The following is a 24,394-nucleotide window of genomic DNA, read 5'->3' as shown; positions in this document are numbered from 1 at the left end:
GTGACGGCGCGTCGGGCTGTCACGGTGTTCTCGGTCAAACGGCAGGGCAGTTAAAGGTTGCCGTTCTGGTAAAGATCATTTATTGATCACAATATGAGATCACAGATTGCGGCCTGTCAACTTCTGCCCCCGGCCGGCGACTGTATGCGGCAGGTCGCCGCCAGACGCCGTTCCTCGTACAGCGCAATTGTTGAGGAACTTGCGACAGGCGGAGAAGCAGAGTGCGGATAGACAAGACTGAGGACGCCGGCAACGGCGGCAATGAAGCGCCCAAGAAGGAGCGCGGCCATGTCCACGGGCATGTGCTGCGCTATATGCGTCGCGGCCTGATGGTCGGCGCATTCCTGCCCGGCCAGGTGATGAGCCTGCGCAAGCTGGCTGCCGGTTTCGGCACCAGCCCGATGCCGGTTCGCGAAGTTCTGAGCCGTCTGGTGGCCGCCAATGCGCTCGAAGAAACCAAAGGTGGTTCGGTGCGCGTGCCAAGGCTGAGCCCGGAAAAGCTCAGCGACCTTTTTGCAGTACGCGAGATGCTCGAAGGCATGGCGGCCGAGCTTGCCGCCAAGAAGGCGACCCCGGCGTTGATCAGCGAACTTGCCGCGATCAACAAGCAGCTGCTGGTGGCGATCGAAAAGCGCGACATCCTGAACTGCCTGTCGTCCAACCAGAAATTCCATTTCACGCTCTATGAGGCGGCTGCGTCCGACGTGCTGATGCCGCTGATCGAGTCGCTGTGGTTGCAGTTCGGCCCGACCATGTACATGTCGCTGCTGATCCCCTCGATGCCGTGGAATGCCTCGGACCACGAGGACATCCTTGCCGCCTTGAAGGAAGGCAATGCCAGCGCCGCCAAGAAAGGCATCGTCCACGACATCCGCACCACCTGCAAGGCGCTGCTCAGCGTCGCCGGCTCGCAAGGCATCGAACTGCCTTTCGCGCAGGGGGCGGATATTCAATTCGATTACTGACATCACGATCTGGGAGGATCCCGCCATGGTGGGGAAAGTTGAACAGAACCTGACGCGCCTGGGCATCAGCCTGCCGGCGACCGTGGCGCCAGCCGCCAACTACCTGCCGGCTCGCCGCCTGGGCAACCAGATCTATGTTTCGGGACAGGTTCCAGCCGAGGGCGGCAAGGACAAGTTCACAGGCAAGCTCGGCTCCGATTTCACCGTCGAGGAAGGCCAGGCCGCGGCGCGGCTCTGCGCCGTCAACATCCTGGCACAGCTCAAGCAGGCGCTCGATGGCGATCTCGACCGTGTCATCGGCGTCATCCGCCTTGGCGGCTTCGTCAATGCCGAGCCCGACTTCAAGGATCATCCCAAGGTCATCAACGGCGCTTCCGATTTGATGGTCGAGGTGTTCGGGGAGGCTGGCCGCCATGCCCGCGCCGCCGTCGGCTGCTATTCGCTGCCGCGCAACGTGCCCGTCGAGGTAGACGCAATCTTCGAGGTCAACTGACCGTGCTGCCTGCCGCTTCCGCGACCGACGACAGAATTCCGGTCCACGTGCTGACCGGGTTCCTCGGCAGCGGCAAGACGACATTTCTCAGGTACTTGCTTGGCGAGCCTGATCTCGCCGATACGGCCGTGATCATCAACGAGTTTGGCGAAGTCGGGCTCGACCATCTGCTGGTGCGGGAAGTATCCGAAGACGCGGTTCTGCTGTCGTCTGGCTGTCTGTGCTGCGCCGTGCGCGATGATCTCGTTTCCACTCTGGCGGACCTTCTGGCGATGGTCCGCCGTGGCGAGGTGGCGCCTTTCCGCCGGGTCGTGGTTGAGACCACGGGCCTCGCCGACCCCGCTCCGATCATGCAGGCGGTGATGAGCGACCTCAAGCTTCGCCGCGGCTACCGGGCAGGCAGTATCGTTGCCACCGTCGACGGGGTCAGCGGCGCCAACTCCATCGGCAACTTCGCCGAAGCCGTCCAGCAAGTGGCGCTGGCTGATTGCGTGGTGATCACCAAGTCGGATCTTGTCGAACCATGGCGGCTCGACGCCCTTGGTCAGGAAGTCGGCAAGGTGAATCCGCAGGTCAGGCAGCTTGTTTCAAGCCGCGCAAGCATGCCGCGTGCTGCCGACGTCTTCGACTATGATGAGACCTGGGAGCCGCGCCATTTCGAAATGGCCGACACGCCGGTGGCTGGCAGGCATAGCCTCGGCATCGAGACCTTTACGGTCGAGATCGACAGGGAAGTCGACTGGCCGGCCTTCGTCGACTGGCTCGAACTGTTGCTGGCCGGCCGTGGGCAGTCCATCCTGCGGGTCAAGGGCCTGTTGCCGGTCAGGGGCGATCCGCGACCGGTGGTCATCCACGGCGTCCAGCACGTCGTCTATCCGCCTGAACATCTGCCGCGCTGGCCCGAAGGAATGCCGCGTGGCTGGCTGGTTTTCATCGCGCGCGATCTGAGCCGCGCGGCCATCACAAGCTCGCTGCCGAGCACATTCGCGACGGCGCACTGACAGCCCAAAACCTGATGGCTATCGGATCTTTGTCCTAACATTTTTGTGTTGGCCATGGCGGCAGCGCACGCGTCGCCAGGCTGGTGCCCGGTCGCAACGTCACGACGTGTGGCGAATCCCGAAGCGATTTCCAATACTTGGCAGAGCAGATGCGGGTCATAAGGCGGACCGACATTTGTTAGAGGCGAGCTTAGATTCGCCGCTTGACAAAGACCAAATGTGATCACACTATGAGATCAAGAATGAGGATTGAGAGCGTGAGCTGTCGCGCCTTGTTCGGGGGAGAGAGGCAGGCCTTCGGGCCATAGGGGCGCCAACGCGGTGCTCGATCAGGGAGGAGAGAAATGTTGTACGCCACAGGTCTCATTCGCAGCACGGCGCTCATTGCCACAGCTGCAGTCGCTACCGTTCTTGCCAGCCAGAGCGCCATGGCAGAAGACGTCAACGTCCGCTTCAGCTGGAAGCTGAAGGGCGAATACGGCTTCTTCTATCTCGGCGAGCAGAAGGGGCTCTACAAGGATGCCGGCGTGACGCTGAAGCTCGGCGAAGGCGCCGGTGCCCAGGCAGCCCTCGGCTCGCTGATCCAGGGCCAGGAAGACGCCGTCATCCTGCCTGGCATTTTCGCCATTTCGGCAATCCAGAAGGGCATGCCTGTCAAGATCATTGCGCTCTATCAGCCGGAGTCGCCGATCGCGCTGATCTCGCATCCCGACAAGGCGGTGAACACGCCCAAGGATCTCGAGGGCAAGACCATCGCGCACGCCGTTGGCGAAACCGGCACGTCCTATCTCGGCGCCTTCTGCGAGATCAACAAGATCGACTGCAACAAGGTCAGCAAGGTCCAGATGGACTCGCAATCGCGCGTGCCGCAGTTCCTGCAGAAACAGGTCGACGTCGTCAGCGTCTACAAGACCAATGACCTTCCGGTCCTTGAAGACAAGACCGGCCAGAAGTTCCCGACACTTGATCTGACCGAGTTCGGCCTTGCAGTGCCCGGCATGGCGGTTGTCGCCAGCGATGACGGCATCGCCAAGAAGGGCCCGGCGCTCAAGAGCTTCCTGGCCGCCAATGCCAAGGCGATCGAGATGACGCGCGCCGATCCAGCCGCGGCAACCGCAGCACTGAAGGCTGTGTGGCAGGGTGGTCCGTCCGACAAGGTCGTCCAGCAGCAGATCGAGGCGACCTCGGCATCTATCCACTCACCTGATGGCACGCCAATCGGCCATATCGACGAGAAGGCGATCGCCGATGCGATCAAGCTGATCGGCAGCGTCGAGGAGATCGGCGATGCCAAGCCGATTTCGTCCTTTTATACCAATGAACTTCTGACGCAGTGAGGCTACGGTGGCGAGCACGGATGTAATCGGCGCCGCTCAGGCGCAGAAAAAGCAAGGCAAGAGCATGAGCAGCAAGAAAAAATCACGAGGGCCATGGCTGGAGCGTTATTCGGCGCTGATCCTGGCGGTTGTGCTGCTCGGCGCATGGCAGGTTCTGGTTCCCTGGTCTGGGCTCTCGGAGTTTGTCCTGCCGACGCCGCTGGCAATTGCCAAGCGGATCGTCAACGAGCTGCCGTTGCTCGCCTCCCACGCCTATGTCACGCTGTTCGAAGTGGTTGCAGGTTTTGCCATGGGCGTGCTGGTCGGCATGCCGCTGGCGCTGGCGATCTTCTATTCCAGGGCTTTCGAACGCGCCATCTATCCGATCCTGGTGGCGCTGCAGACGGTGCCCAAGGTGGCGCTGGCGCCGCTGCTGGTGCTCTATCTCGGTTATGGCTGGGCGCCCAAGATCACGCTCGCCTTCCTGATCTCGTTCTTCCCGATCGTCATCTCGACCGTCGTGGGATTGCAGTCGCTGGACAAGAACCTGGTCAATCTCGTCCGCTCGATGGGCGCCAGCGAGTGGCAGACCTTCTTCAAGATCCGTCTGCCGGCGGCTCTGCCCAACATCTTCGGCGGCTTCAAGGTTGCGGTGTCGCTGGCGGTCATCGGTGCAGTCATCGGCGAATATGTCGCCGCCGAACGCGGCCTCGGCTACCTGCAGCTGCAAGCCAACTCGCTGTTCGACACGACGCTCAATTTCGCCACCGTGGTGACGATCTCCGGGCTCGGCGTGATGCTCTACTTCATCATCGACACGATCGAGGCCCGCGTCACCTACAAGCGCGACGCCGCCAAGTAGTCACGCCGGCAAGTAATCAGCCGGCCGCCAGTGCGGCCGAGCAACGACAACAGGTTCAGTGAGGCAATCCCATGAGTGCCACTACCCAGATGGGCGCGGCGGTCGACATTTCGCGGCTTTCTAAGATCTACAAGACTCGCGAGGACGATGACGTCCTCGCCCTCGACGAGATCGATCTCAAGATCGAACCCGGCAGCTTTGTTGCCGTCGTCGGCCCCAGCGGTTGCGGCAAGAGCACGCTGCTTTCGCTTCTTGCCGGCCTGACACCGGCCTCAACGGGCAGCATCGCCATCGACGGCGACGGTGTCAGCCGGCCGCATCCGAAGACCGGCGTGGTCTTTCAGTCCGATCTTCTGCTCTACTGGCGCACGGTGCTCGAAAACATCCTGCTGCCGATCGAGATCAAGAAGCTCGACGTCGCGAAGTACCGTCCTCGCGCGGAGGAACTTCTGGCCCAAGTCGGACTCAAAGGCTTCGGCAACAAATATCCCTCGGAGCTGTCCGGCGGCATGCGCCAGCGCGTGGCGATCTGCCGAGCGCTTATCCAGGAACCGGGTCTGCTTCTGATGGACGAACCGTTCGGCGCGCTCGACGCGCTGACCCGCGAACAGATGATCATGGACCTGCAGTCGATGTGGCTCCGTTTGCGCAACACGGTGCTGTTCATTACCCATGGCATCGACGAGGCGGTTTTCCTCGCCGACCGCGTGCTGGTGATGTCGCCGCGTCCCGGCCGTGTCGACCTCGACCTCAAGATCGACCTGCCGCGTCCGCGCCAGTGGAGCAAGACCCATGAGGACAAGGACTATCACGGCTATGTCCGGCAGATCCGCGCGATCTTCGAGGCCAAGGGCATCCTCGTCGCCCACTAGGCCAGCAGCCTGAAAATCGGCATCGATTTTTCGGCAAGCATCAAGCCCGTCTTCAAGATGTGCAGCGTTCTTGGCGCCTCCATGTGGACGCGCGGCTCTCTAGTCGGTTCGGCCGATCCGTCAAATCGGCAAATACTGCAGTAACGGCATCAACGCCGCCGGGATTTCCACCCGGCGGACGAACATTTGCGCGGAGACCTCGGATGTCCGGGACGATATTCATACCCAGAGAGCTTGATGCGATTGAGACCCGTGTTGGGGCTTCGCCGGACACGGTGAAACGCCTTGTCGGGCTTGGTTTCGAGGTGGTTGTCGAGACCGGGGCAGGGACCTTGTCGCGCATTCCCGACGCCGATTTTGCGGCGGTCGGTGGCCGGATCGGCAAGGCGTCGGATGCGGCCAAGGCCGATGTCGTGCTGAAAGTGCGCCGTCCCTCGGAGGCCGAGGTCAAGGGCTACAAGCCAGGTGCTGCGGTGCTCGCCACCATGGACCCTTATGGCAACGACGCTGCGGTCGCAGCGATGGCCAAGGCGGGTGTGACGGCGTTTGCCATGGAGTTCATGCCGCGCATCACCCGGGCCCAGGTGATGGACGTGTTGTCGTCGCAGGCCAATTTGGCCGGCTACCAGGCGGTCATCGACGGTGCCGCCGAATATGACCGCGCCTTGCCGATGATGATGACCGCGGCCGGCACGGTGCCGGCAGCCAAGGTGTTCATCATGGGTGTCGGCGTTGCCGGCCTGCAGGCGATCGCCACGGCACGCCGCATGGGTGCGATCGTCACCGCCACCGACGTGCGTCCGGCGGTCAAGGAACAGGTCGCCTCGCTTGGCGCCAAATTCCTCGCCGTCGAGGACGAGGAGTTCAAGGCCGCCGAAACCGCCGGCGGCTACGCCAAGGAGATGTCCAGGGAATACCAGGCCAAGCAGGCGGCATTGACCGCCGAGCACATCGCCAAGCAAGACATCGTCATCACCACCGCTTTGATCCCGGGCCGTCCGGCGCCGAAGCTGGTGTCGGCCCAGATGGTCGCTTCGATGAAGCCGGGTTCGGTGCTTGTCGATCTCGCCGTCGAGCGCGGCGGCAATGTCGAGGGCGCGCAAGCCGGCAAGGTGGTGACCACCGCCAACGGGGTCAAGATCGTCGGCCATCTCAACGTGCCGGGCCGGGTCGCGGCGTCGGCCTCGCTGCTTTATGCCAGGAACCTGTTCGCCTTCCTCGAGACCATGGTCGACAAGGCCTCCAAGCAGATCGCCATCAACCGCGACGACGAGCTGGTCAAGGCAACGATGCTGACCGACGCTGGCCGCGTGGTGCACCCCAACTTCGCCAATGCGGCTGCAGCGGCTGCCGTGGAAAAGCCCAAGCCGATCGTTGCGGGCCACAACCGCGGCGACGACCCGGCAAGCGACGGTGCCGCCAAGGCCGCGCCGAAGAAGGCCGCCAAGGCTGACAAACCGGCGGCTGCCAAATCGGAAAAACCAGCCGCTGCCAAGAAGCCGGCCGCCCAGCCGAAGAAGTCATCTCAGGGAGACGCGTGATGGAAGGTCTTCAAAAAGCCCTCGACCAGCTCGACCAGGCGGTCGCCGCCGTCCGGCTCGGCGTCCAGGATCTCGCCACCAGCCAGGGTGCTGCGGAAGCCGCCGGCAATGCCGCGCATGCGGTTACGGGTGGAGCGATCGACCCGTTCGTGTTCCGCTTCGCCATCTTCGTTCTGGCGATCTTCGTCGGTTATTACGTCGTGTGGTCGGTGACTCCGGCCCTGCACACGCCGTTGATGGCGGTGACCAACGCGATCTCTTCGGTGATCGTTGTCGGTGCGCTGCTGGCCGTCGGCATCGCCGCTTCCGGGCTTGCCACCGGCTTCGGCTTCGTTGCCCTGGTGCTCGCCTCGGTCAACATCTTCGGCGGCTTCCTCGTCACCCAGCGCATGCTGGCGATGTACAAGAAGAAGGACAAGTGACGTGACCATTAACCTCGCTTCCTTCCTCTACCTGGTCTCCGGCATCCTGTTCATCCTGGCGCTGCGCGGCCTGTCGCATCCGACCACGTCCCGCAAGGGCAATACCTACGGCATGATCGGCATGGGCATTGCCATTGTCACCACGCTGGCGCTGGCCAAGCCGTCGGTGACGGGCCTCGGCCTGATCGTGCTTGGCCTGGCCATTGGCGGTGGTGTCGGTGCGGTCACCGCACGGCGCATCGCCATGACCTCGATGCCGCAGCTGGTCGCTGCCTTCCACAGTCTCGTCGGCATGGCCGCGGTGATGGTCGCAGCAGCCGCCGTCTATGCGCCGGAAAGTTTTGGCATCGGCACCGTCGGTGCCATCCACGGCCAGGCGCTTGTCGAGATGAGCCTGGGTGTTGCCATCGGCGCCATCACCTTCACCGGCTCGGTCATCGCCTTCCTCAAGCTCGACGGCCGCATGTCGGGCAAGCCGATCATGCTGCCCGGCCGCCACGTCATCAACGCGGCCCTTGGCATCGCCCTTGTCGTGCTCATCGTCATGCTGGTGACGACCCAGTCGACGACGGTGTTCTGGCTGATCGTGGCGGTGTCCTTGGTGCTCGGCGTGCTGCTGATCGTGCCGATCGGCGGCGCCGACATGCCGGTGGTGGTGTCGATGCTCAACTCCTATTCGGGTTGGGCGGCAGCGGCTCTCGGCTTCACGCTCGGCAACCTGGCGCTGATCATCACCGGCGCTTTGGTCGGCTCCTCGGGTGCGATCTTGTCTTACATCATGTGCAAGGGCATGAACCGTTCGTTCATCTCGGTCATCCTCGGCGGCTTCGGCGGCGAGACGACTGCCGCGGTCGACGACGGCATCCAGCGCACGGTCAAGACAGGCGCCGCCGACGACGCCGCCTATCTGATGATGAACGCCCAGAAGGTCATCATCGTGCCGGGCTACGGCATGGCGGTGGCGCAGGCCCAGCATGCGCTGCGCGAGATGGTCGACAAGCTCAAGGCCAATGGCGTCGAGGTCAAATACGCCATCCATCCGGTCGCCGGCCGCATGCCCGGCCACATGAACGTGCTGCTCGCCGAGGCCAACGTGCCTTATGACGAGGTGTTCGAGCTCGAAGACATCAACTCCGAGTTCGCCCAGGCCGACGTCGCTTACGTCATCGGCGCCAACGACGTCACCAACCCGTCGGCGCGCGACGACAAGAACAGCCCGATCTACGGCATGCCGATCCTCGACGTCGACAAGGCGCGCACCTGCCTGTTCGTCAAGCGCTCGCTCGGATCGGGTTATGCCGGCATCGACAACACGCTGTTTTACAAGGACGGCACCATGATGCTGCTCGGCGATGCCAAGAAGATGACCGAAGAGATCGTCAAGGCCATGGATCACTGAGCCAAGGAGCTCAGCCAACCACCACCACGACAAACAAAAGCCCGGTGCAAACCGGGCTTTTTTGTTGCCGTGAACTGGCATGCCTTGTCAGCAATTCGGTCAAACCTACTCGACCGGCCTTTCGTCGGCGATGACCTTGCCGTCGTTGGGCAAGCTGCCGGGCGCCACGATCTCGACGCCACCCTTCATCTTGGTAGCCGCCTGCAACGCGGCCTCGAGTTCGGCCTGCAATCCGTCGCCGGCTGTGCCGGCTTCGGCCTTCAGCGACATCACGTCCTGCTCGGCCTCGCGGCTGACGACGAGGCGAAGCCGGCCGAGCCCTGGAAACCGGCGTCCGATCGCGGCGATCTGGGCGGGATCGACGAACATGCCCTTGACCTTGGTGCGCTGGTCGGCACGGCCCATCCAGCCAGCGAGCCGCATGTTGGTGCGGCCGCAGGTGCTGAGGCCGGGCAGGACACGCGACAGGTCGCCGGTGCCGAAGCGCAGCAATGGATATTCGGGGCTGAGCCGGGTCACGACAACTTCGCCAACCTCGCCGTCGGTGATGGCCTCACCTGTGCCGGGTCGCACGATCTCGACGATCAGCCCCTCATTGACGACAAGGCCCGAGCGCGCCGAAGTCTCATAGGCGGCGACACCGAGTTCGGCCGTCGCGTAGGCCTGATAGGCATCGATGCCGGCGCTGGCGAGCGCCTGCTGCAGCGAGGCCGGGAACGCTGCGCCCGAAACCAGGGCGTGGCGGAAGGGGCTGGCGGCGCCCGTGGCGACCATGCGGTCGAGCAGGATCTTGAGGAAATCCGGCGTGCCGATATAGCCTGATGGCTTCAGCACCGTGATCGCCTCGACCTGCTGGTCGGTGTTGCCGACCCCTGCGGGGATGACCGCGCAGCCAAGCGCATGCGCACCCGATTCCATCATGTGCCCGCCCGGCGTCAGGTGGTAGCTGAAGGCATTGTGGACAATGTCTTCCTTGCGCATCCCGGCTGCGAACAGGGCGCGCGCCGCCCCCCACCAGTCCTCGGCGCGGCCCTCGGGATCGAAGATCGGCCCTGGCGAAACAAGCAGGCGTTTCAGCGCGCCTGATTTGACGGGCGACAAACCGGCGAAAGGCGGGTTCTGGGCCTGGAGAGCCAACAGGTCGCCCTTGCGGATGACAGGAGCCTGCTGCAGCGCCGCACGGTCGATGAGGCTGTCTATGGCAACGCCCTCGAGCTGCTGCCGCAGCGCCGGCGCGCCGGCCTGTGCGCTCTCGAGAAGCGAACGCAGCCGGGCAAAAAGCGCTGCCTCGCGGGCGGCCGGATCCTGGGTTTCCCCGGCATCGTAATGTGCGTTCGTGACCATGGTTCACCTAAGTTCTCGACAATGGGGCTCACGTGTCGGGTGTGACCGCGCCCGGCCCTGCGAATGAGGCGCTTCACGCCAGCCAGCGCTTGCGGCGCTTGTAGCTCTTGACCTCGCGGAACGACTTGCGGCCTTCGCCGCCGATGCCGAGGTAGAATTCCTTGACGTCCTCGTTGTCGCGCAATGAAGCGGCGTCGCCATCCATGACGATGCGGCCGGTTTCCATGATGTAGCCGTAGGTGGCATATTTCAGCGCCATGTTGGTGTTCTGCTCGGCCACCAGGAACGACACGCCTTGCTTATTGTTCAGGTCCTTGACGATCTCGAAGATCTCGTCGACGACCTGCGGCGCCAGCCCCATCGACGGTTCGTCGAGCAGGATCATCTTCGGGCGGCTCATCATCGCGCGGCCGATGGCGCACATCTGCTGCTCGCCGCCGGAGGTGTAGCCGGCCATCGACGACCGGCGCTGCCTCAGCCGGGGGAAATAGTCGTAGATCATGTCCAGGTCGGCGCGGATGGCACGGTTGCCATCGCGCCGCGTGAAGGCACCGGTGAGCAGGTTTTCCTCGATGCTGAGGTGGCCGAAGCAGTGCCGCCCCTCCATCACCTGGATGCAGCCGCGCCGCACCAATTCGTTCGGGCTGAGCCGGTCGACACGGTCACCGTCGAACTCGATCGAGCCCTTGGTCACCTCGCCGCGTTCCGCATGCAGAAGATTTGAGATCGCCTTCAGCGTCGTCGTCTTGCCGGCGCCGTTGGCACCGAGGATGGCGACGATGCCGCCTTGCGGCACATCAAGAGACACGCCCTTGAGGACCAGGATGACGTGATCATAGATCACCTCGATGTTGTTGACCGACAGTATCGGCCGGGCCGGCTCTACCGCTTTGGAAGCATGTTCAGACATCAGCAAGCTCCGGGGCATCGTCCCTTCCCCTGGCGGGGAAGGGACTGGGTTCAGGGTGAGCCTCAGGAGGCGTCGCAAGCCTCGGCACGAGCCGGCCACGGCGCGTTCTTCTCGGCATAGGCCTTGGCGTCGGCATCGAGCAGCGGACCGACCTTGTCGCTCAGCGGCGCGATGTAGTCGGACACCTTCTCGTAGGTGGTGCCGTTCCAGCTCTGGACGAAGGTCGAGAAGTGACCGTTGTGGTCGGCACAGGAAAGCTTGACCGCGCCGGTGAAGCCTTCGAGGCCGATTTCCTTCAGCCGTGCCTCGTCGATGTTGAGGCCTTCCAGCCCACGGCGGACGTCCTCGCCGGTGACGACCTTGTTGCCGGTGATTTCCTGGGCCTTGCGGATCGCCTCGGCAATCAGCATCGAGTTGTAGATGCCGCGGTTGTAGAGGACCTGGCCGACCTTGTCCTTGCCCGAGACCTGGCTCTTGCCGGCGTCGACGACGTGCTTCTGGATGTCGGCGAGAAGCGGGAAATCGGCGCCCACGGCATGCCAGTTCAGCGTCTTGAAGCCCTTGGCACCGTCGCCGGCGCCCTTGGCGTCATCCTCGCTCGGCCACCAGATCGAGATGAACTTCTCCATCGGGTAGTTGGTCTTCACCGCTTCCTTGACGGCGGTGGCGTTCAGCGCGCCCCAGCCATAGAGGATCATGTAGTCAGGCTTGTCACGCCGCACGCTCAGCCACTGCGACGACTGGTTCTGCATGTCGGCTGCGGCCACCGGGTAGAGCTTGGCTTCGAAGCCGAGTTCCTGCGACAGCTGCGCGATCAGCGGCAGCGGTTCGCGGCCGAAGCTGGCGTCGAGATAGATGTAGCCGATCTTCTTGCCCTTGAGCTTCTCGATGCCACCGCCTTCCTGGGTGGCGATGTATTGCAGGATCTGGGTGAAGCCGTCCCAGTAGGTCGCCGGCGGGTTGAAGATCCAGGGGAAGGTGTCGCCCTTGGCCGAGGCCGACAGGCCGTAGGCCATCGATAGCACCGGGATCTTGTCCACCGCAGCCTTGGGGATCAGCGGCAAGGTGATGCCGGTCGACCACGGATTGACGATCACCGGCTTCTTGGGCTTCACGGACTCGTAGCATTCGAGGCCCTTCTTGGTGTCGTAGCCGGTCTCGCATTCCTCGACAATCAGCTTGACGCCGCCGATGCCGCCGTCGCGCTCGTTGAGAAGCGTCAGGTAGTCGTGCATGCCGTTGGCGATTGGCGTGCCGGAGCCGGCGAACGGACCGGTGCGATAGGTGAACAGCGGCACGTAGATCGAGTCCTCGGCCTGCGCGTCATGGACGGCCGGCAAGGTCAGCGATGCTGCTGCAGAAAGTGCGTACAACCAGTTCTTGAGCGACATTTCCTTCTCCTCCCTACTTGTTTGCATTTCCGTCTTGTGGGCAGCCCCTAGTAAGGGAAGGGCCACACACGAAGCTTCTGCTTGGCGATCTGCCAGAGCCGCGCCAGGCCGTGCGGTTCGACGATCAGGAAAAAGATGATGAGCGCGCCGACGATCAGATAGGTCAGGTGCTCCACCGTCGCAGCAGCGATCGGCAGGCCAAGCGCCTCGGGCAGGCCACGAATGACGATCGGCAGGATGTGGATCAGCGCGGCGCCGAAGAAGCTGCCGACCATCGAACCCAGGCCACCGATAATGACCATGAACAGCAGCAGGAACGACAGCTTGATGTCGAAGGCCGACGGCTCCGCGGCGCCGAGCCAGAGGAAGACCATCAAGGCGCCTGAAACGCCGCAGTAGAACGAAGATACCGCAAAGGCCAGCAGCTTGGCCGGTAGCAGGCGGATGCCCATCAACTGCGCTGCGATGTCCATGTCGCGCACCGCCATCCAGGTGCGGCCGACCCTGCCATGGACGATGTTCGAGGCAAGCAGCGTCATGACCACGACGATGACCAGCACGACAAGATAGCGCATTACGGGTGTGGCGGATGGGCCGGTGATGGCAATGCCGAACAGCGTCCGCGCCGGCACTTCGATGGCCCCTGACGGATTGTCGTTGTAGAGCCAGCTGATGCGTACGAAACACCATTGCAGGAAGAACTGCGCGGCAAGCGTTGCGACCGCCAGGTAAAAGCCCTTGATGCGCAGCGAGGGCAGGCCGAACAGCACACCGACACCTGCCGCAAAGAAGCCCGAGCAGAGGATCCAGACCAGGATGTTGACGCCTGGAAAGATGGTCGAAAGCTTGTAGGCCGCATAAGCGCCGACACCCATGAAGGCAGCCGAACCGAGCGACAACAGCCCGGTGTAACCGACTAGGATGTTGAGCCCGATCGCGCCGAGCGACAGGATCAGGAACGGCACCATCACCGAGCCAAGCAGAAATTCGTTGCCGAACAGCGGCACGACGACGAAGGCAACGATCAAGATGGCGGCCAGGCCGAGCCGGTCCTGCAGGATCGGGAACACCGCCTGGTCGGCCGCGTAGCTTTGCTTGAACTGGCCCGTCTCGCGATAGAACATGGTGTCAGATCCGCTCGATTATCTTGTCGCCGAACAGGCCCTGAGGCCGGTACAGCAGGAACAGCAGGGCGATCGCATAGGCAAACCAGCTCTCGATGCCGCCACCGAGCAGAGGGCCCCAGTAGAACTCGCCGAGCTTTTCGCCGATGCCGATGATCAGCCCGCCGACGATCGCCCCGGGCACGGAGGTCAAGCCGCCGAGAACCAGCACCGGCAGCGCCTTCAGCGCCACGATCTCGAGCGCGAAGGAGACATCTGAGCGGGCGCCCCACATGATGCCCGTCACCAACGCCACCAGCCCAGCGGCGAACCACACGATGACCCAGATCTGGTTGAGCGAAATGCCGACCGAAAGAGCCGCCTTGTGGCTGTCGGCCACGGCACGAAGGGCCCGACCGATGCGGGTTTTCTGGAAGAACAGGCCGAGCCCGACGATCATCGCCGAGGCGATGACGGCGGCGGCGATGTCGATCTTCTGGAAGCTGACGAGCCCGCCCAGCATCTCGACATCGATCGAGCCGCTCGGCAGGAACAGTTCGCTGGCGATCATCTGCTTGGGGTCGCCGCCGAACACCATCTCGCCGAAGCCGATCAGCATATAGGTGATGCCAAACGTTGCCATGAACAGGATGATGTCGGGCTGGTTGACCAGCGGGCGCAGCACGACGCGCTCGACCAGCATTGCCAGCACGAACATGACGCCCGCGGTCAAAGCAAGCGCGACGAAGGCAGCGGTGTGGCCGGAGAAGCCGGCGGCCGAAAACTTTTCGTAGAAGCCGACGAGCGTGAGCGCCGAAAACACCACCATGATGCCCTGGGCGAAGTTGAACACGCCCGACGCCTTGAAGATCAGCACGAAGCCAAGCGCGATCAGCGCGTAGAGCACGCCCGAGACCAGCCCCTCCCACAGGGTCTGGACCAGCAGGTCGGGCATCTGCGCCATCTGCACAAAGGGGTCGATGAAGATGTTGTACAGCATCGATCCCTCCTCAGCCGGGCCGGCGCACGGCACGTGCCGGCTGGCATGTTGCGCTGACTGCTGCGCGTCTCGTGTTCATGCGCAATGTTCCTCCTCCACCAGACACCGGCATGGCTAATGCCCCACGCCGAGATAGGCTTCGATGACCTTGGGATCCGCCTTGACCACCTCTGGCGTGCCGTCGGCGATCTTGTGCCCGTATTCGAGAACCACCACGCGGTCGGACAAGTCCATGACCACGCCCATGTCATGCTCGATGAGGGCGATCGTGGTGCCGAAATGCTTGTTGAGATCGAGGATGTAGCGGCACATGTCCTCCTTCTCCTCGATGTTCATCCCGGCCATCGGCTCGTCGAGCAGCAAAAGCTCCGGCTCCATCGCCAGCGCGCGGCCAAGCTCGACGCGCTTCTGCAGGCCGTAGGGCAGCTTGCCGACCGGCGTCTTGCGGATCGCCTCGATCTGCAGGAAGTCGATGATGTCCTCGACCACGCGGCGGTGCTCGATCTCCTCGCGCATTGCCGGTCCATAGCGCAGCATCTGCCAGAAGAGCCCGCGGTGCATCTTCAGCGTGCGGCCGACCATGATGTTGTCGAGTGTGGTCATGCCCTTGAACAGCGCCACGTTCTGGAAGGTGCGGGCGATGCCTTGGCTCGCGGCCTGGTAGGGCCGCATGCGCGGGCGGGTCTTGCCCTTGTAGGTGATGCGGCCGTGCTGGGGATGGTAGAAGCCGTTGACCACGTTCAGCATCGAGGTCTTGCCGGCGCCGTTGGGACCGATGATGGCGCGGATTTCGCCCTTGCGGATGTCGAAGGAGACGTCGGTGATGGCCTTCACGCCGCCGAAGGACAACGACACGCCATCAACCGCTAGCAGTGTTTCCGATGCGGCGTTCATGCGGCGACCCCGAGTTTGCGCGCTTCGGTCACCTGCGCATCGGCGATGCGGACCCTGGCCGATATCACGCCCTTGCGGCCGTCCTCGAAGGTCACCTCGGTCGAGATGTCGGCAGCCTCGGCGCCGTTGTAGAGCGCATCGACGAGCGGTTTGTAGCGTTCGGCGATGAAGCCGCGCCGGACCTTCTGCGTGCGCGTCATCTCGCCATCGTCGGCGTCGAGTTCCTTGTGCAGGATCAGGAAGCGCTTGATCTGCGCCGCCGCCATGCGCGGCTCGGCGGCGAGCGCCCGGTTCACCTCGGCGACATGCTCGGTGAACATCGCATAGACTTCGGGCCGCTGCGCAAGTTCCTGGTAGGAGCCATAGGCGATGTTCTTGCGTTCCGCCCAGTTACCGACCGCAGTCAGGTCGATGTTGAGCATGACGGTGGCAAAGTCGCGGTCCTGCCCGAAGGCCACCGCCTCCTTGATGTTGGGAAAGAACTTCAGCTTGTTTTCGATGTATTTTGGCGCGAACAGGGCGCCCGAGCTCAGCTTGCCGACATCCTTGGCCCGGTCGATGATCGTCAGGTGGCCGTCAGGATCGAAGAAACCGGCGTCGCCAGTCTTCACATAACCGTCCGCCGTGACCGTCTCGGCCGTCCGTTCCGCGTCCTTGTAGTAGCCGACGAACTGGCCAGGCGAGCGATACAGCACCTCGCCATCGTCCGAAATGCGGATGTCGACATTGGGCGTCGCTGGCCCCACCGTGCCGGCGCGGATCTGCCCGTCCGGCTGCGCGGTGACATAGAGGAAGGCTTCGGTCTGGCCGTAGAGCTGTTTCAGGTTGAGCCCGAGCGACCGGTAGAAGGAAAACAGATCCGGTCCGATGGCTTCGCCGGCAGTGTAAGCGACGCGAATGCGGGAGAAGCCAAGGACGTTCTTCAGTGGCGCATAGACCAGCAGGTTTCCGATCGCGTAGCCGATGCGGGCGCCAATCGGGACCTTCTTGCCGTCGAGGATCTTTTCGCCCCAGCGCCTGGCAATGCCGATGAAGTAATTGAACATTGAGCGCTTGAGCGCACCGGCATCCTCCATGCGGATTGTAATGCGTGTCAGCAGCGTTTCGAACACGCGCGGCGGCGCGAAATAGAAGCTCGGGCCGATCTCCTGGGTATCGGCCTCGGCCGTCTCGCGGCTTTCGGGGCAGGCGATGCAGAAACCTGCGACCAGCGACTGCGCATAGTTGAGATAGTGGTCGCCGACCCAGGCGAGCGGCAGATAGGCGAGCACTTCGTCGCGATCGGTCAACTTGTCGAAGGTGACGGTATCGCGTGCTGCGGCAATCGAACCGCCAGCGGACAACAGAACGCCCTTGGATCGGCCTGTCGTACCCGAGGTGTAAAGGATGATCGAGATGTCGCTGGCCTGGCCCCGGTCGCGCTCGGCATCGATGGCGGCGGCCACGATGCCATCCGACGCCAATCGTGCACGCCCCCGCTCGATGATGTCGCTGATGGCATGGAGCCGGCTGTGGTCGTAGTCGCGCAAGCCGCGCGGTTCGTCATAGAGCACGGTGCGAAGTTTTCGGCACGCGGTCCTGGATGGAGATCAGCTTGTCGACCTGCTCCTGGTCCTGCACTGCGGCAAAGGCAACGTCGGCATGGTCGAGCACATAGGCCATCTCATCTGCGACAGCGTCGGCATAGACAGGAACGGGGATTGCTCCGAGCCATTGCGCAGCGAGGATTGTCCAGTACATCGCCGGGCGGTTCGCGCCGATGACGGCGATGGTCGCGCCGCGCTCCAGCCCCATCTGCCGCAAGCCGTCGGCGTAGGCTCGGATGGTCGAGGCCAGTTCGCCCCAGTTCCATGTCCGCCAGATGCCGAGGTCCTTGTGGCGCATCGCTGGGCGGTCCGGCCGCACCCGTGCATGCTCGCACAAAAGCTTGGCAAACGTATCGAGCCCTGCGGTCTCGCTTGCTTGTGCCAAAGGCACGCCTCCCGTTCGTTCCCTCGTAGGTCGCCGGGTGTTCCCGGTCGTTGGATCGAAGCTCGCAACCTTGGCAGGCTTTTTCAAGGGCTGGCTTGACAGACAGGGTGCCAATGTTCAGTCTTGGCTACCGGCCTTGTGTGCCTGCGGCGAAAAAATTCTCCTAACGTATTGAATTCATTGATTTCGGACGCTGTACCCTAGCGTGCGGGACGTGCTATTCGCCGTAGCTGCGCAGCTTTTCCAGATCCAGGATTGTCACGCCACCGCCCTCGTTGCGGAGCAAGCCGGCCTTTTCCAGTTCTTGCAGGATTCGGTTGGCGACAGGCCGCGACACGCCAGCCAGCAGGCCGATCTCCTCCTGGCTGATGTCGATGTGCGAGCCGACAAAGGGACTGATCACCGGGTTGAACAGCGATGCCAGGCTGCGCGCCACCTTGCCGGTCGAGTCGAGCGTGCGATCATGCTCGACCTGCGCGATGAACTGCCCGAGCCGCTCATTGATGAGCCGCACCAGCAGCCGGTCGAACGCGACGCTGTTTTCGAAGAGCCAGAAAAATGTTGATCGGTTGAGAAGCGCCACCTGCGTGCGGCGCAGGGCAAGGACGTCATACTGGCGCGGCTCGCCCTTGAGCAGCGAGCCCTCGCCGAACCAGCAGCTCGGCGGCAGGCCGGCATAAGTAACGGCCTTGCCCGAGGTGGTGATCGAACCCAGCCGCAGCAGGCCGCTGACCACGCCGATCCAGTTGTCGATGCGATCGCCGCGATGGATAAAATAGGTTCCCGGCTCAAGGATGCGCAGCATGATGCCGCGACGCGCACGCTCACGCTCATCCTCCGGCAGTTCCCGCGCCCAGAATACCGACGACAGAAATTGCTCCGGGCTTATCACGCGCGCTCCTGCCTACTCCCACAACCGAAGTGCGTACCATGCCTTGGTCGCGGTAGTCACGCTGCGGATTGTTCTCACTTGCAGCAGGTAGCATGCCAAGCTGGCGCAGATGTTGCGCCGACGGGCTGGTGTACCTTCGCCGATCTGTGAACAAATGTCAGACAGCCATTCTAGGCCCTTCGGCGGGCGGTAGCGGCAACTGGCGGATGCCCTTGGGGCAGGCTGCTTGGGGACTATGGGTGGTGCACACACCCGCGCGTATGACTTTCGATTACGCGGATGCGACATTCATCAAAATTGATAATATGATTGATATAGACATCTCATAATTTCCATATTATGAGAATGGAATGGAAATGCAGAGCAACCCCATCATGAAAGACGCGGCCGCCCATTCAAGCCGGACCGAGCTGCGCGTGCTCGTGCTGTTCCATTCCTGGAGCGGCAACACGCATTGCCTGGCAGAGGCTGTTGCCGCCGGAGCGGCCCTCGCGCCGGAGGTCAGGGTCGAGCTGCGACGGGTGCCCGAGCTGCGGGACGAGCACGCGCTTTTGCAGGATCAGCGCATTGGCGCCAAGTTCGCGGTCATACAGAGTTGCCCTGTGGCGACCGCGGACGATGTAATCGGTGCCGACGTACTGGTGCTCGGTTGCCCGACACGGATGGGAACCATGTCGGCGGAAATGAAATGCTTCATCGACGGGCTGAGCACGCTGTGGCGGGCAGGGGCCTTCGAAGACAAGGTTGGCGCTGCCTTCACCACGGCGTCGACGCCGCATGGCGGCCACGAGATGACCCTGATGTCGCTTGCCGTGGCGATGACGCATCTGGGCATGGTGATGGCCTCGCCGGGTTACACGGCAGCGATATTTGAAGATGCTGGCTCGCCCTATGGCGCCACTGCGACCTCGAAGGTCCAGGGCGTGCGGGTGCGGCCAACGGAGGCGGACCTGGTTGCGGCCAGGGCACTGGGCAGGCGCGCGGCGCGCGTCGGTCAATTGCTCCAGCGCGGCAGGGATGCCGAAAAAGTTCTCAGCTAAAGGAGGAAACAAACGTGTCTACAACTGAGATCGGCCTACAGAACAGGACCATGGCGCCCGGCGAACGGGACAAGAGCGCCGAAAATGCATTCGGCCTCAGCGGGGTCGATCACTTCGCGCTGCCGACGCGGGACATTGTGGTGATGGAGCGATTCGTACGCGAAGTGCTCGGTGGCGTCCCCTATTATTATGCCGGCTTCGACGAGACCGACCGCAACATGGGTCGTGTTCCCCACATCTTCATCCGCGTCGGTGACGTGCTGTTCCAGTGCACGGAAGTGCCGGAAGGCGAGATGACCGTCAGCAAGGACGACGAGAACATTGCGCCGCACGTTGCGTTCAAGGTCACGGCAAAGGCTCTTGAGGCCAATTTCGAGCGCCTGAAAAAGATCATCCCGGTGTCTGGCCCCTACCGCCACCGCGGCATCGACTGCACGACCTTCTACTTCATGACCCCGGAAGGCCATAAGCTCGAGATCTGCACCTGGGAGCCCTATCCCGAGGACAAGTCGCTGATGATGGGCGCGCCTGGCGTCGGCATCATGAAGTGGAGCGACCTCGTCCACGACTGGCCGAACGTGCCGGGCACGTCTGCCTGACACTCGTCCCGCTCCACCGCACCAGGTCAAAATTAGCAGAGGTTACCTTGATCATTCTCGACGACGACCATCCGGTCGAATTCAAGATGCTGACGCCGGGCTTCAACTGGCTGCGGCTGGGCGCGGTGCTGGCGCATGCGCTGAACGGCTATCACAGCCCGCTGCCCAAGGGGTCGACGATCTCGACCCACACCAAGCATGCCGGCCAGATGTGCTTCGAGGGCCCCGAACTGGTCCATCGCGGCGTCTATCACACCGGCATGTCCTCGCCGCCGTGGCTGGTAAAAGCGATCAGTGAAGGCAAGGTCGCTTCCAATCATGAGCTTGATCTCGTGGCGTTGGCCGTGCTGCCGCACCACGACGTTTCGACGATGATGGTGCGCAAGGATCTGGGCATCACGCGGATCGAGGATATCCGTGACCGCAAGATCCCGCTGCGCGTCGGCATCCCGCCGCGCGGCATGGATCACCCCGGTGGCTGGATCATCGACAAGGTGCTGGAGGAATACGGCTTCTGCCTTGCCGACATCGAGTCCTGGGGCGGCCAGGTGATCGATTCCGACCGCGCGCCGATCGAGGCGCTGGCGGTGCATGTCAAGCAGAAGAGCCGCATCCAAAAGCTGCGCGACGGCGAGCTCGACGCGATCTTCGACGAGGCGATCATGACCAAGCCGTGGAAGGACATGACCGACGCCGTCGACATGCAGTTCCTTTCGATCGACGAAGCGGTCCTGAAACGTCTCGAAACCAAATACGGCGCCAAGCCGGCCACCTTGCCGGCCGGGAAGTTCCGCCTCCAGGACCAGGATGTGGCCTGCGTCGACTTCAGCGGCTGGTGCCTGTATTGCCGCCGCGACCTGCCCGAACGTTATGCCTATCTCGTCACCCAGGCGATCGTGCAGCATGCCTCGGAAGTCGAGGGCATGTATCCCGGCCCATTCAGCCCGCTGACCTCGCCGATCAGTGCGCAGGTGCTGTGCAGCGAAACGGCGCTGCCGTTCCATGCCGGCGCCATTCGCTTCTACGAGGAGCAGGGGGCCAGGATCGGCGGCTAGCCGCCGATCACGATGCCGCGGTGGAGACCGCGGCAATCAACCGTGGAGGAATGATGCGATGAGCACGCACGTAGAGGACGGGCGCTCGATACCGGCATGCGATCAGGCAGTGACGCTGTCCGGCGGGCCGCTGTCGCATGTCCGGGTGGTCGAGCTTGGCTCGTTCATCGCCGGTCCATTCTGCGGGCAGCTGCTCGCCGACATGGGGGCAGAGGTGATCAAGGTCGAACCGCCGATTGTCGGCGACGCGATGCGCCAGTGGGGTGCGGTCAAGGCCACCAACGGACGTTCGCTGTGGTGGCCGGTCATCGGCCGCAACAAGCGCTCCATCACGCTCGACCTGCGCAAGCCGGAAGCCCAGAAGATCGTTCGCGAACTCACCCGCGAGGCAGACGTGCTGATCGAGAATTTCCGCCCAGGTACGCTGGAACGCTGGGGCCTCGCGCCAGAAACGCTGCGGCAGGACAACGACAAGCTCATCATTGCCCGTGTGTCGGGTTTCGGCCAGACCGGCCCCTATAGTGACAAGGCCGGCTTCGGCGCCATCGCCGAGGCGGCAAGCGGCCTCAGGAGCCTCACCGGCCACCCCGACAGGATGCCGACGCGCGTCGGCATTTCGATCGGTGACTCGCTCGCCGGTCTCTACGCCACGATCGGCGTGCTGGCTGCGCTTGTTGCCCGACCTGGCAGACAAGGCAAAGGGCAGGACGTCGACGTCTCGATTGCAGAGAGCGTGCTCGGCGTTCTCGAAAGCGTCATCTCCGAATTCGCCGAAACTGGTTCGATCCGCCAGCGCACCGGTCCGATCCTTCCCGGCATCGCCCCATCGAACCTCTATCCGACCGCGGATGGTCAGCCGGTGCTGATTGCCGCAAACGCCGACGGCCTGTTCCGGGAACTGGTCATGGCCATGGATGCGGCGGAGCTCGCCATCGACGAACGATTTTGCAGTCATGCGGCGCGCGGCAGATACCAGCATGAACTCGATGAGATCATTGCTGCCTGGACGGCGACCAAGACGCTGCCTGAATTGCTGCGGCTGATGGACGAGCATGGCATTCCAGCCGGGCCGGTCAACGATGCGCGGGCCGTGGCTGCCGATCCGCATTTCAGGGCCCGCGAGGCGGTGCTTGAAGTGGCGGATGCGACGCTCGGCAGCGTGACTATGCAAGGGGTCTTTCCCAAGCTTTCGGCAACGCCGGGTCGTATCCGCTGGACCGGCCCGGAGCTTGGTGCCGACACCGACGACATCCTGTCCCGCCGGCTCGGCTACAGCGCCGAACAGGTCGCGCGGCTGCGGCAGGACGGGGTGGCATGACCGGCATTCATCGCGCCTCTGGCGGGGCGCTGGCCCAGTCGGTCAGGATCGTGGAGGTCGGGCCGCGCGACGGTCTCCAGAACGAGAAGGGCATCGTGCCCCTGGCAGCCAAGCTGGCTCTGATCGAGGGGCTTGTCGCCGCCGGCCTGCAGACGATCGAGGCCGGCAGCTTCGTGGCGCCCCGCTGGGTGCCGCAAATGGCCGGCACCGATCGCGTCGTTGCCCATTTTCGCGCCGGCGCGGGTGTCGAGATGCCGGTGCTGGTGCCGAACCTTCGAGGCCTGGAATTGGCCAAGGCTGCCGGTGCGCGCACTGTCGCCGTCTTTGCGGCGGCGACCGAAAGCTTTGCGCGTGCCAACCTCAATGCCTCGCGCCAGGACAGTCTTGCCCGTTTCGCTGACGTGGCAGCAGGCGCGCGCGCCTACGGGATGCGGGTACGAGGTTATGTCTCCTGCGCCGTGCACTGCCCGTATGAGGGCTGGGTCGAGCCCGGCGTGGCAGCCGAGCTTGCCGCCAGCCTGGCCGACATGGGCTGCTACGAGGTTTCCATGTGCGACACGACAGGTGCCGCGTCGCCTGGGCGGGCCGAGGCGATGGCGAAGGCCGCGATCACGGCCATTCCGATGGAACAGGTGGCCGTTCATTTCCACGATACGTTCGGCCAGGCTCTGGTCAACACGCTGACATGTCTCGAACTTGGCGTCTCGGTGGTGGACAGTTCGGTCTCCGGCCTTGGTGGATGTCCGTATTCGCCGGGTGCTGCCGGCAATCTGGCGACCGAAGACCTTGTCTACATGCTGGAAGGGCTTGGCATCGCAACCGGTATCGACCTGGATGCACTGGCTGCGGCCGGCCGGCAGATCTCCGATGTGCTGGGCCGTAGGCCGGCCAGCCGCGCGGCTTTGGCGCTGGCTGCGCGCGGCCCAGCGAACGCGCCACGCAAAGACCATCTCTCCAACTGAAAGCGACACGATGATGATGGTAACCACCGCCGACCTCTATGATCATTACCACCAGACCCTGCACGTATGCGAACTGCAGTTTCGCAGCTTCGGCCGTCGCAAGCGCTTCTTCGGCCAATGCGCGACGGTGTGGACGCATGAGGACCATTTGCCGGTCCTGAATGCGCTGAAGACCGACGGCGGCGGCAAGGTGCTGGTCGTCGATGGTGGCGGCTCGCTGAAAGTCGGCGTGATGGGCGACCGCATCGCCGGTGTCGCCGTCGAAAACAACTGGGCCGGCGTGGTGATCTATGGCGCCGTGCGCGATACATCAGCCATCAACCAGCTCGACATCGGCGTCAAGGCCCTGGGGGCGACAGCGCGGCGCGGTTGGAGCCCAGTTTCGGGTGTCGGCAATGGCGTTATCAATTTCGGCGGGGCGTTGTTCAGCCCGGGTCAGTGGGTCTATGCCGACGAGGACTGCGTCCTGGTCAGTCCAAATGAACTCGACTTCGAACTCGCAAGCCAGACAGCCGCGCCGATAGCGGCGCTTGAAGCGGCGGCAGGCTACAAATGAGCAGAGTTCGAGGCGGCGGTAACCTCGCAGCCCGGCTTTCGGAGTGAAACCCGTGTTCACGCTGGACCACCTGCATTGCTGGAGCCCGAACCCGGAGGCAGCCGCCCAGGCCTATGTCGATATGTTCGCCGCCGAGCGGGTCGCTGAAATCAACACCGCAAACGGTCTGCGCGTTGTCGTCAGGCTGGCAGGACAGCTTATCTACATAGAGCAGGCGCGGCCCGGCGAGGTCGCGTCCAGTCGCATCGGGCTTGAACATTTTGCGCTTGCGACGGACGCCTTCGATGCCGTGATTGCCGATCTGCGCCGCAAGCAAGTCCGCTTTCTCGTTGAGCCCAAGCAGGCTCGACCCGGCGTGCGGATTGCATTCGTCGAGGTGCCGGACGGCGGGCGGGTGGAGCTTGTCGAAAGCGCCTGATATGCGCGTGCTGCAATGCAGAAGTCGTAATGATGCGGCGCAACAATTGTAAAGAAAATACCATAATTTG

At 63.3% G+C, this 24,394-nt stretch carries 23 protein-coding genes and 1 pseudogene; 16 read left to right on the top strand and 8 right to left on the bottom strand.

The genetic code is table 11. The annotated features are described in order from the left end of the window. Positions 1-221 precede the first annotated feature (221 nt). From ACHMW7_RS01365 to ACHMW7_RS01325, 9 genes are all read left to right on the top strand, one after another. A complete protein-coding gene (locus tag ACHMW7_RS01365) occupies positions 222-965 on the top strand; it encodes a GntR family transcriptional regulator (RefSeq protein ID WP_395446652.1) in 744 nt (247 codons plus the stop codon). Between the two features lie 25 nt (positions 966-990). Continuing rightward, positions 991-1,458, top strand: a complete 468-nt coding sequence (locus ACHMW7_RS01360; protein WP_395446651.1) for a RidA family protein — start codon at positions 991-993, stop codon at positions 1,456-1,458. A 2-nt stretch (positions 1,459-1,460) separates the two neighbouring features. Next, entirely contained in the window at positions 1,461-2,459 is a 999-nt protein-coding gene (locus ACHMW7_RS01355) for a CobW family GTP-binding protein (protein WP_395446650.1), read from the top strand. Positions 2,460-2,803: 344 nt separating this feature from the next. Then, the gene (locus ACHMW7_RS01350) at positions 2,804-3,796 is read left to right on the top strand and encodes an ABC transporter substrate-binding protein (RefSeq protein WP_395446649.1); all 993 of its coding nucleotides are present in this window, start codon (positions 2,804-2,806) and stop codon (positions 3,794-3,796) included. Between the two features lie 64 nt (positions 3,797-3,860). After that, complete coding sequence (locus tag ACHMW7_RS01345; RefSeq protein WP_395446648.1) at positions 3,861-4,637, top strand: ABC transporter permease; 777 nt, start codon at positions 3,861-3,863, stop codon at positions 4,635-4,637. 71 nt (positions 4,638-4,708) lie between these two features. Beyond that, the gene (locus tag ACHMW7_RS01340) at positions 4,709-5,509 is read left to right on the top strand and encodes an ABC transporter ATP-binding protein (RefSeq protein ID WP_395446647.1); all 801 of its coding nucleotides are present in this window, start codon (positions 4,709-4,711) and stop codon (positions 5,507-5,509) included. Positions 5,510-5,712: 203 nt separating this feature from the next. Next, positions 5,713-7,050: a Re/Si-specific NAD(P)(+) transhydrogenase subunit alpha gene (locus tag ACHMW7_RS01335; RefSeq protein WP_395446646.1), complete on the top strand. Its 1,338-nt coding sequence runs from the start codon at positions 5,713-5,715 to the stop codon at positions 7,048-7,050. Further along, positions 7,050-7,472, top strand: coding sequence for an NAD(P) transhydrogenase subunit alpha (locus tag ACHMW7_RS01330; RefSeq protein WP_395446645.1), 423 nt, complete (start codon positions 7,050-7,052; stop codon positions 7,470-7,472). The genes ACHMW7_RS01335 and ACHMW7_RS01330 overlap by 1 nt, the downstream gene beginning before the upstream one ends. Before the next feature lies 1 nt (position 7,473). Next, complete coding sequence (locus ACHMW7_RS01325) at positions 7,474-8,871, top strand: NAD(P)(+) transhydrogenase (Re/Si-specific) subunit beta (protein WP_395446644.1); 1,398 nt, start codon at positions 7,474-7,476, stop codon at positions 8,869-8,871. 105 nt (positions 8,872-8,976) lie between these two features. On the opposite strand, the gene ACHMW7_RS01320 is transcribed toward ACHMW7_RS01325, so the two are convergent. From ACHMW7_RS01320 to ACHMW7_RS01285, 8 genes and pseudogenes are all read right to left on the bottom strand, one after another. Beyond that, on the bottom strand, positions 8,977-10,215 hold the full coding sequence (locus ACHMW7_RS01320) for a phenylacetate--CoA ligase family protein (protein WP_395446643.1): 1,239 nt from the start codon (positions 10,213-10,215) through the stop codon (positions 8,977-8,979). Positions 10,216-10,288: 73 nt separating this feature from the next. Further along, positions 10,289-11,125 (bottom strand): ABC transporter ATP-binding protein, encoded by an 837-nt coding sequence (locus tag ACHMW7_RS01315; RefSeq protein ID WP_395446642.1) that lies wholly within the window; start codon positions 11,123-11,125, stop codon positions 10,289-10,291. 62 nt (positions 11,126-11,187) lie between these two features. Then, positions 11,188-12,516 carry an ABC transporter substrate-binding protein gene (locus ACHMW7_RS01310; RefSeq protein WP_395446641.1) on the bottom strand — a complete coding sequence of 443 codons (1,329 nt, stop codon included), beginning with the start codon at positions 12,514-12,516 and terminating at the stop codon, positions 11,188-11,190. Between the two features lie 47 nt (positions 12,517-12,563). Further along, a complete protein-coding gene (locus tag ACHMW7_RS01305; protein ID WP_395446640.1) occupies positions 12,564-13,640 on the bottom strand; it encodes a branched-chain amino acid ABC transporter permease in 1,077 nt (358 codons plus the stop codon). Between the two features lie 4 nt (positions 13,641-13,644). Beyond that, positions 13,645-14,619, bottom strand: coding sequence for a branched-chain amino acid ABC transporter permease (locus ACHMW7_RS01300; protein WP_395446639.1), 975 nt, complete (start codon positions 14,617-14,619; stop codon positions 13,645-13,647). Between the two features lie 114 nt (positions 14,620-14,733). Further along, positions 14,734-15,513, bottom strand: coding sequence for an ABC transporter ATP-binding protein (locus ACHMW7_RS01295; RefSeq protein WP_395446638.1), 780 nt, complete (start codon positions 15,511-15,513; stop codon positions 14,734-14,736). Further along, positions 15,510-17,397, bottom strand: a pseudogene (locus ACHMW7_RS01290) (AMP-binding protein). Before ACHMW7_RS01290 ends, ACHMW7_RS01295 begins: the two are co-directional and overlap by 4 nt. Before the next feature lie 304 nt (positions 17,398-17,701). Next, positions 17,702-18,376, bottom strand: a complete 675-nt coding sequence (locus ACHMW7_RS01285; protein WP_395446637.1) for a Crp/Fnr family transcriptional regulator — start codon at positions 18,374-18,376, stop codon at positions 17,702-17,704. 350 nt (positions 18,377-18,726) lie between these two features. Here ACHMW7_RS01285 and wrbA point away from each other — a divergent pair, with 350 nt between their 5' ends. The 7 genes from wrbA to ACHMW7_RS01250 are packed head-to-tail and all read left to right on the top strand — an operon-like array spanning position 18,727 to position 24,324. Then, entirely contained in the window at positions 18,727-19,416 is a 690-nt protein-coding gene (gene wrbA / locus ACHMW7_RS01280; protein WP_395446636.1) for an NAD(P)H:quinone oxidoreductase, read from the top strand. Positions 19,417-19,430: 14 nt separating this feature from the next. Continuing rightward, positions 19,431-20,015: a VOC family protein gene (locus ACHMW7_RS01275; protein WP_395446635.1), complete on the top strand. Its 585-nt coding sequence runs from the start codon at positions 19,431-19,433 to the stop codon at positions 20,013-20,015. Positions 20,016-20,062: 47 nt separating this feature from the next. Continuing rightward, entirely contained in the window at positions 20,063-21,070 is a 1,008-nt protein-coding gene (locus tag ACHMW7_RS01270; RefSeq protein ID WP_395446634.1) for a TAXI family TRAP transporter solute-binding subunit, read from the top strand. A gap of 58 nt (positions 21,071-21,128) precedes the next feature. Further along, entirely contained in the window at positions 21,129-22,388 is a 1,260-nt protein-coding gene (locus ACHMW7_RS01265) for a CaiB/BaiF CoA transferase family protein (protein ID WP_395446633.1), read from the top strand. After that, the gene (locus tag ACHMW7_RS01260) at positions 22,385-23,350 is read left to right on the top strand and encodes a hydroxymethylglutaryl-CoA lyase (RefSeq protein ID WP_395446632.1); all 966 of its coding nucleotides are present in this window, start codon (positions 22,385-22,387) and stop codon (positions 23,348-23,350) included. Before ACHMW7_RS01265 ends, ACHMW7_RS01260 begins: the two co-directional genes overlap by 4 nt. Positions 23,351-23,360: 10 nt before the next feature. Continuing rightward, positions 23,361-23,906 carry a ribonuclease E activity regulator RraA gene (gene rraA / locus ACHMW7_RS01255; protein ID WP_395446631.1) on the top strand — a complete coding sequence of 182 codons (546 nt, stop codon included), beginning with the start codon at positions 23,361-23,363 and terminating at the stop codon, positions 23,904-23,906. A gap of 52 nt (positions 23,907-23,958) precedes the next feature. Next, the gene (locus ACHMW7_RS01250) at positions 23,959-24,324 is read left to right on the top strand and encodes a VOC family protein (RefSeq protein WP_395446630.1); all 366 of its coding nucleotides are present in this window, start codon (positions 23,959-23,961) and stop codon (positions 24,322-24,324) included. The last annotated feature ends 70 nt before the right edge of the window (positions 24,325-24,394 follow it).

Source organism: Aminobacter sp. UC22_36 (assembly GCF_044056035.1).
GTDB lineage: Bacteria > Pseudomonadota > Alphaproteobacteria > Rhizobiales > Rhizobiaceae > Aminobacter.
This window is presented reverse-complemented; position numbering and strand designations above follow the sequence as displayed.

What these genes read in the sequence shown, in the direction of transcription:
- ACHMW7_RS01300 (WP_395446639.1), bottom strand. Translation starts at nt 14,619, where the DNA reads ATGCTGTACAACATCTTCATCGACCCCTTTGTGCAGATGGCGCAGATG.
- ACHMW7_RS01345 (WP_395446648.1), top strand. Translation starts at nt 3,861, where the DNA reads ATGAGCAGCAAGAAAAAATCACGAGGGCCATGGCTGGAGCGTTATTCG.
- ACHMW7_RS01260 (WP_395446632.1), top strand. Translation starts at nt 22,385, where the DNA reads ATGACCGGCATTCATCGCGCCTCTGGCGGGGCGCTGGCCCAGTCGGTC.
- ACHMW7_RS01310 (WP_395446641.1), bottom strand. Translation starts at nt 12,516, where the DNA reads ATGTCGCTCAAGAACTGGTTGTACGCACTTTCTGCAGCAGCATCGCTG.
- rraA (WP_395446631.1), top strand. Translation starts at nt 23,361, where the DNA reads ATGATGATGGTAACCACCGCCGACCTCTATGATCATTACCACCAGACC.
- ACHMW7_RS01350 (WP_395446649.1), top strand. Translation starts at nt 2,804, where the DNA reads ATGTTGTACGCCACAGGTCTCATTCGCAGCACGGCGCTCATTGCCACA.
- ACHMW7_RS01335 (WP_395446646.1), top strand. Translation starts at nt 5,713, where the DNA reads ATGTCCGGGACGATATTCATACCCAGAGAGCTTGATGCGATTGAGACC.
- ACHMW7_RS01340 (WP_395446647.1), top strand. Translation starts at nt 4,709, where the DNA reads ATGAGTGCCACTACCCAGATGGGCGCGGCGGTCGACATTTCGCGGCTT.
- ACHMW7_RS01320 (WP_395446643.1), bottom strand. Translation starts at nt 10,215, where the DNA reads ATGGTCACGAACGCACATTACGATGCCGGGGAAACCCAGGATCCGGCC.
- ACHMW7_RS01265 (WP_395446633.1), top strand. Translation starts at nt 21,129, where the DNA reads ATGAGCACGCACGTAGAGGACGGGCGCTCGATACCGGCATGCGATCAG.
- ACHMW7_RS01360 (WP_395446651.1), top strand. Translation starts at nt 991, where the DNA reads ATGGTGGGGAAAGTTGAACAGAACCTGACGCGCCTGGGCATCAGCCTG.
- ACHMW7_RS01315 (WP_395446642.1), bottom strand. Translation starts at nt 11,125, where the DNA reads ATGTCTGAACATGCTTCCAAAGCGGTAGAGCCGGCCCGGCCGATACTG.
- ACHMW7_RS01305 (WP_395446640.1), bottom strand. Translation starts at nt 13,640, where the DNA reads ATGTTCTATCGCGAGACGGGCCAGTTCAAGCAAAGCTACGCGGCCGAC.
- ACHMW7_RS01330 (WP_395446645.1), top strand. Translation starts at nt 7,050, where the DNA reads ATGGAAGGTCTTCAAAAAGCCCTCGACCAGCTCGACCAGGCGGTCGCC.
- wrbA (WP_395446636.1), top strand. Translation starts at nt 18,727, where the DNA reads ATGGAAATGCAGAGCAACCCCATCATGAAAGACGCGGCCGCCCATTCA.
- ACHMW7_RS01295 (WP_395446638.1), bottom strand. Translation starts at nt 15,513, where the DNA reads ATGAACGCCGCATCGGAAACACTGCTAGCGGTTGATGGCGTGTCGTTG.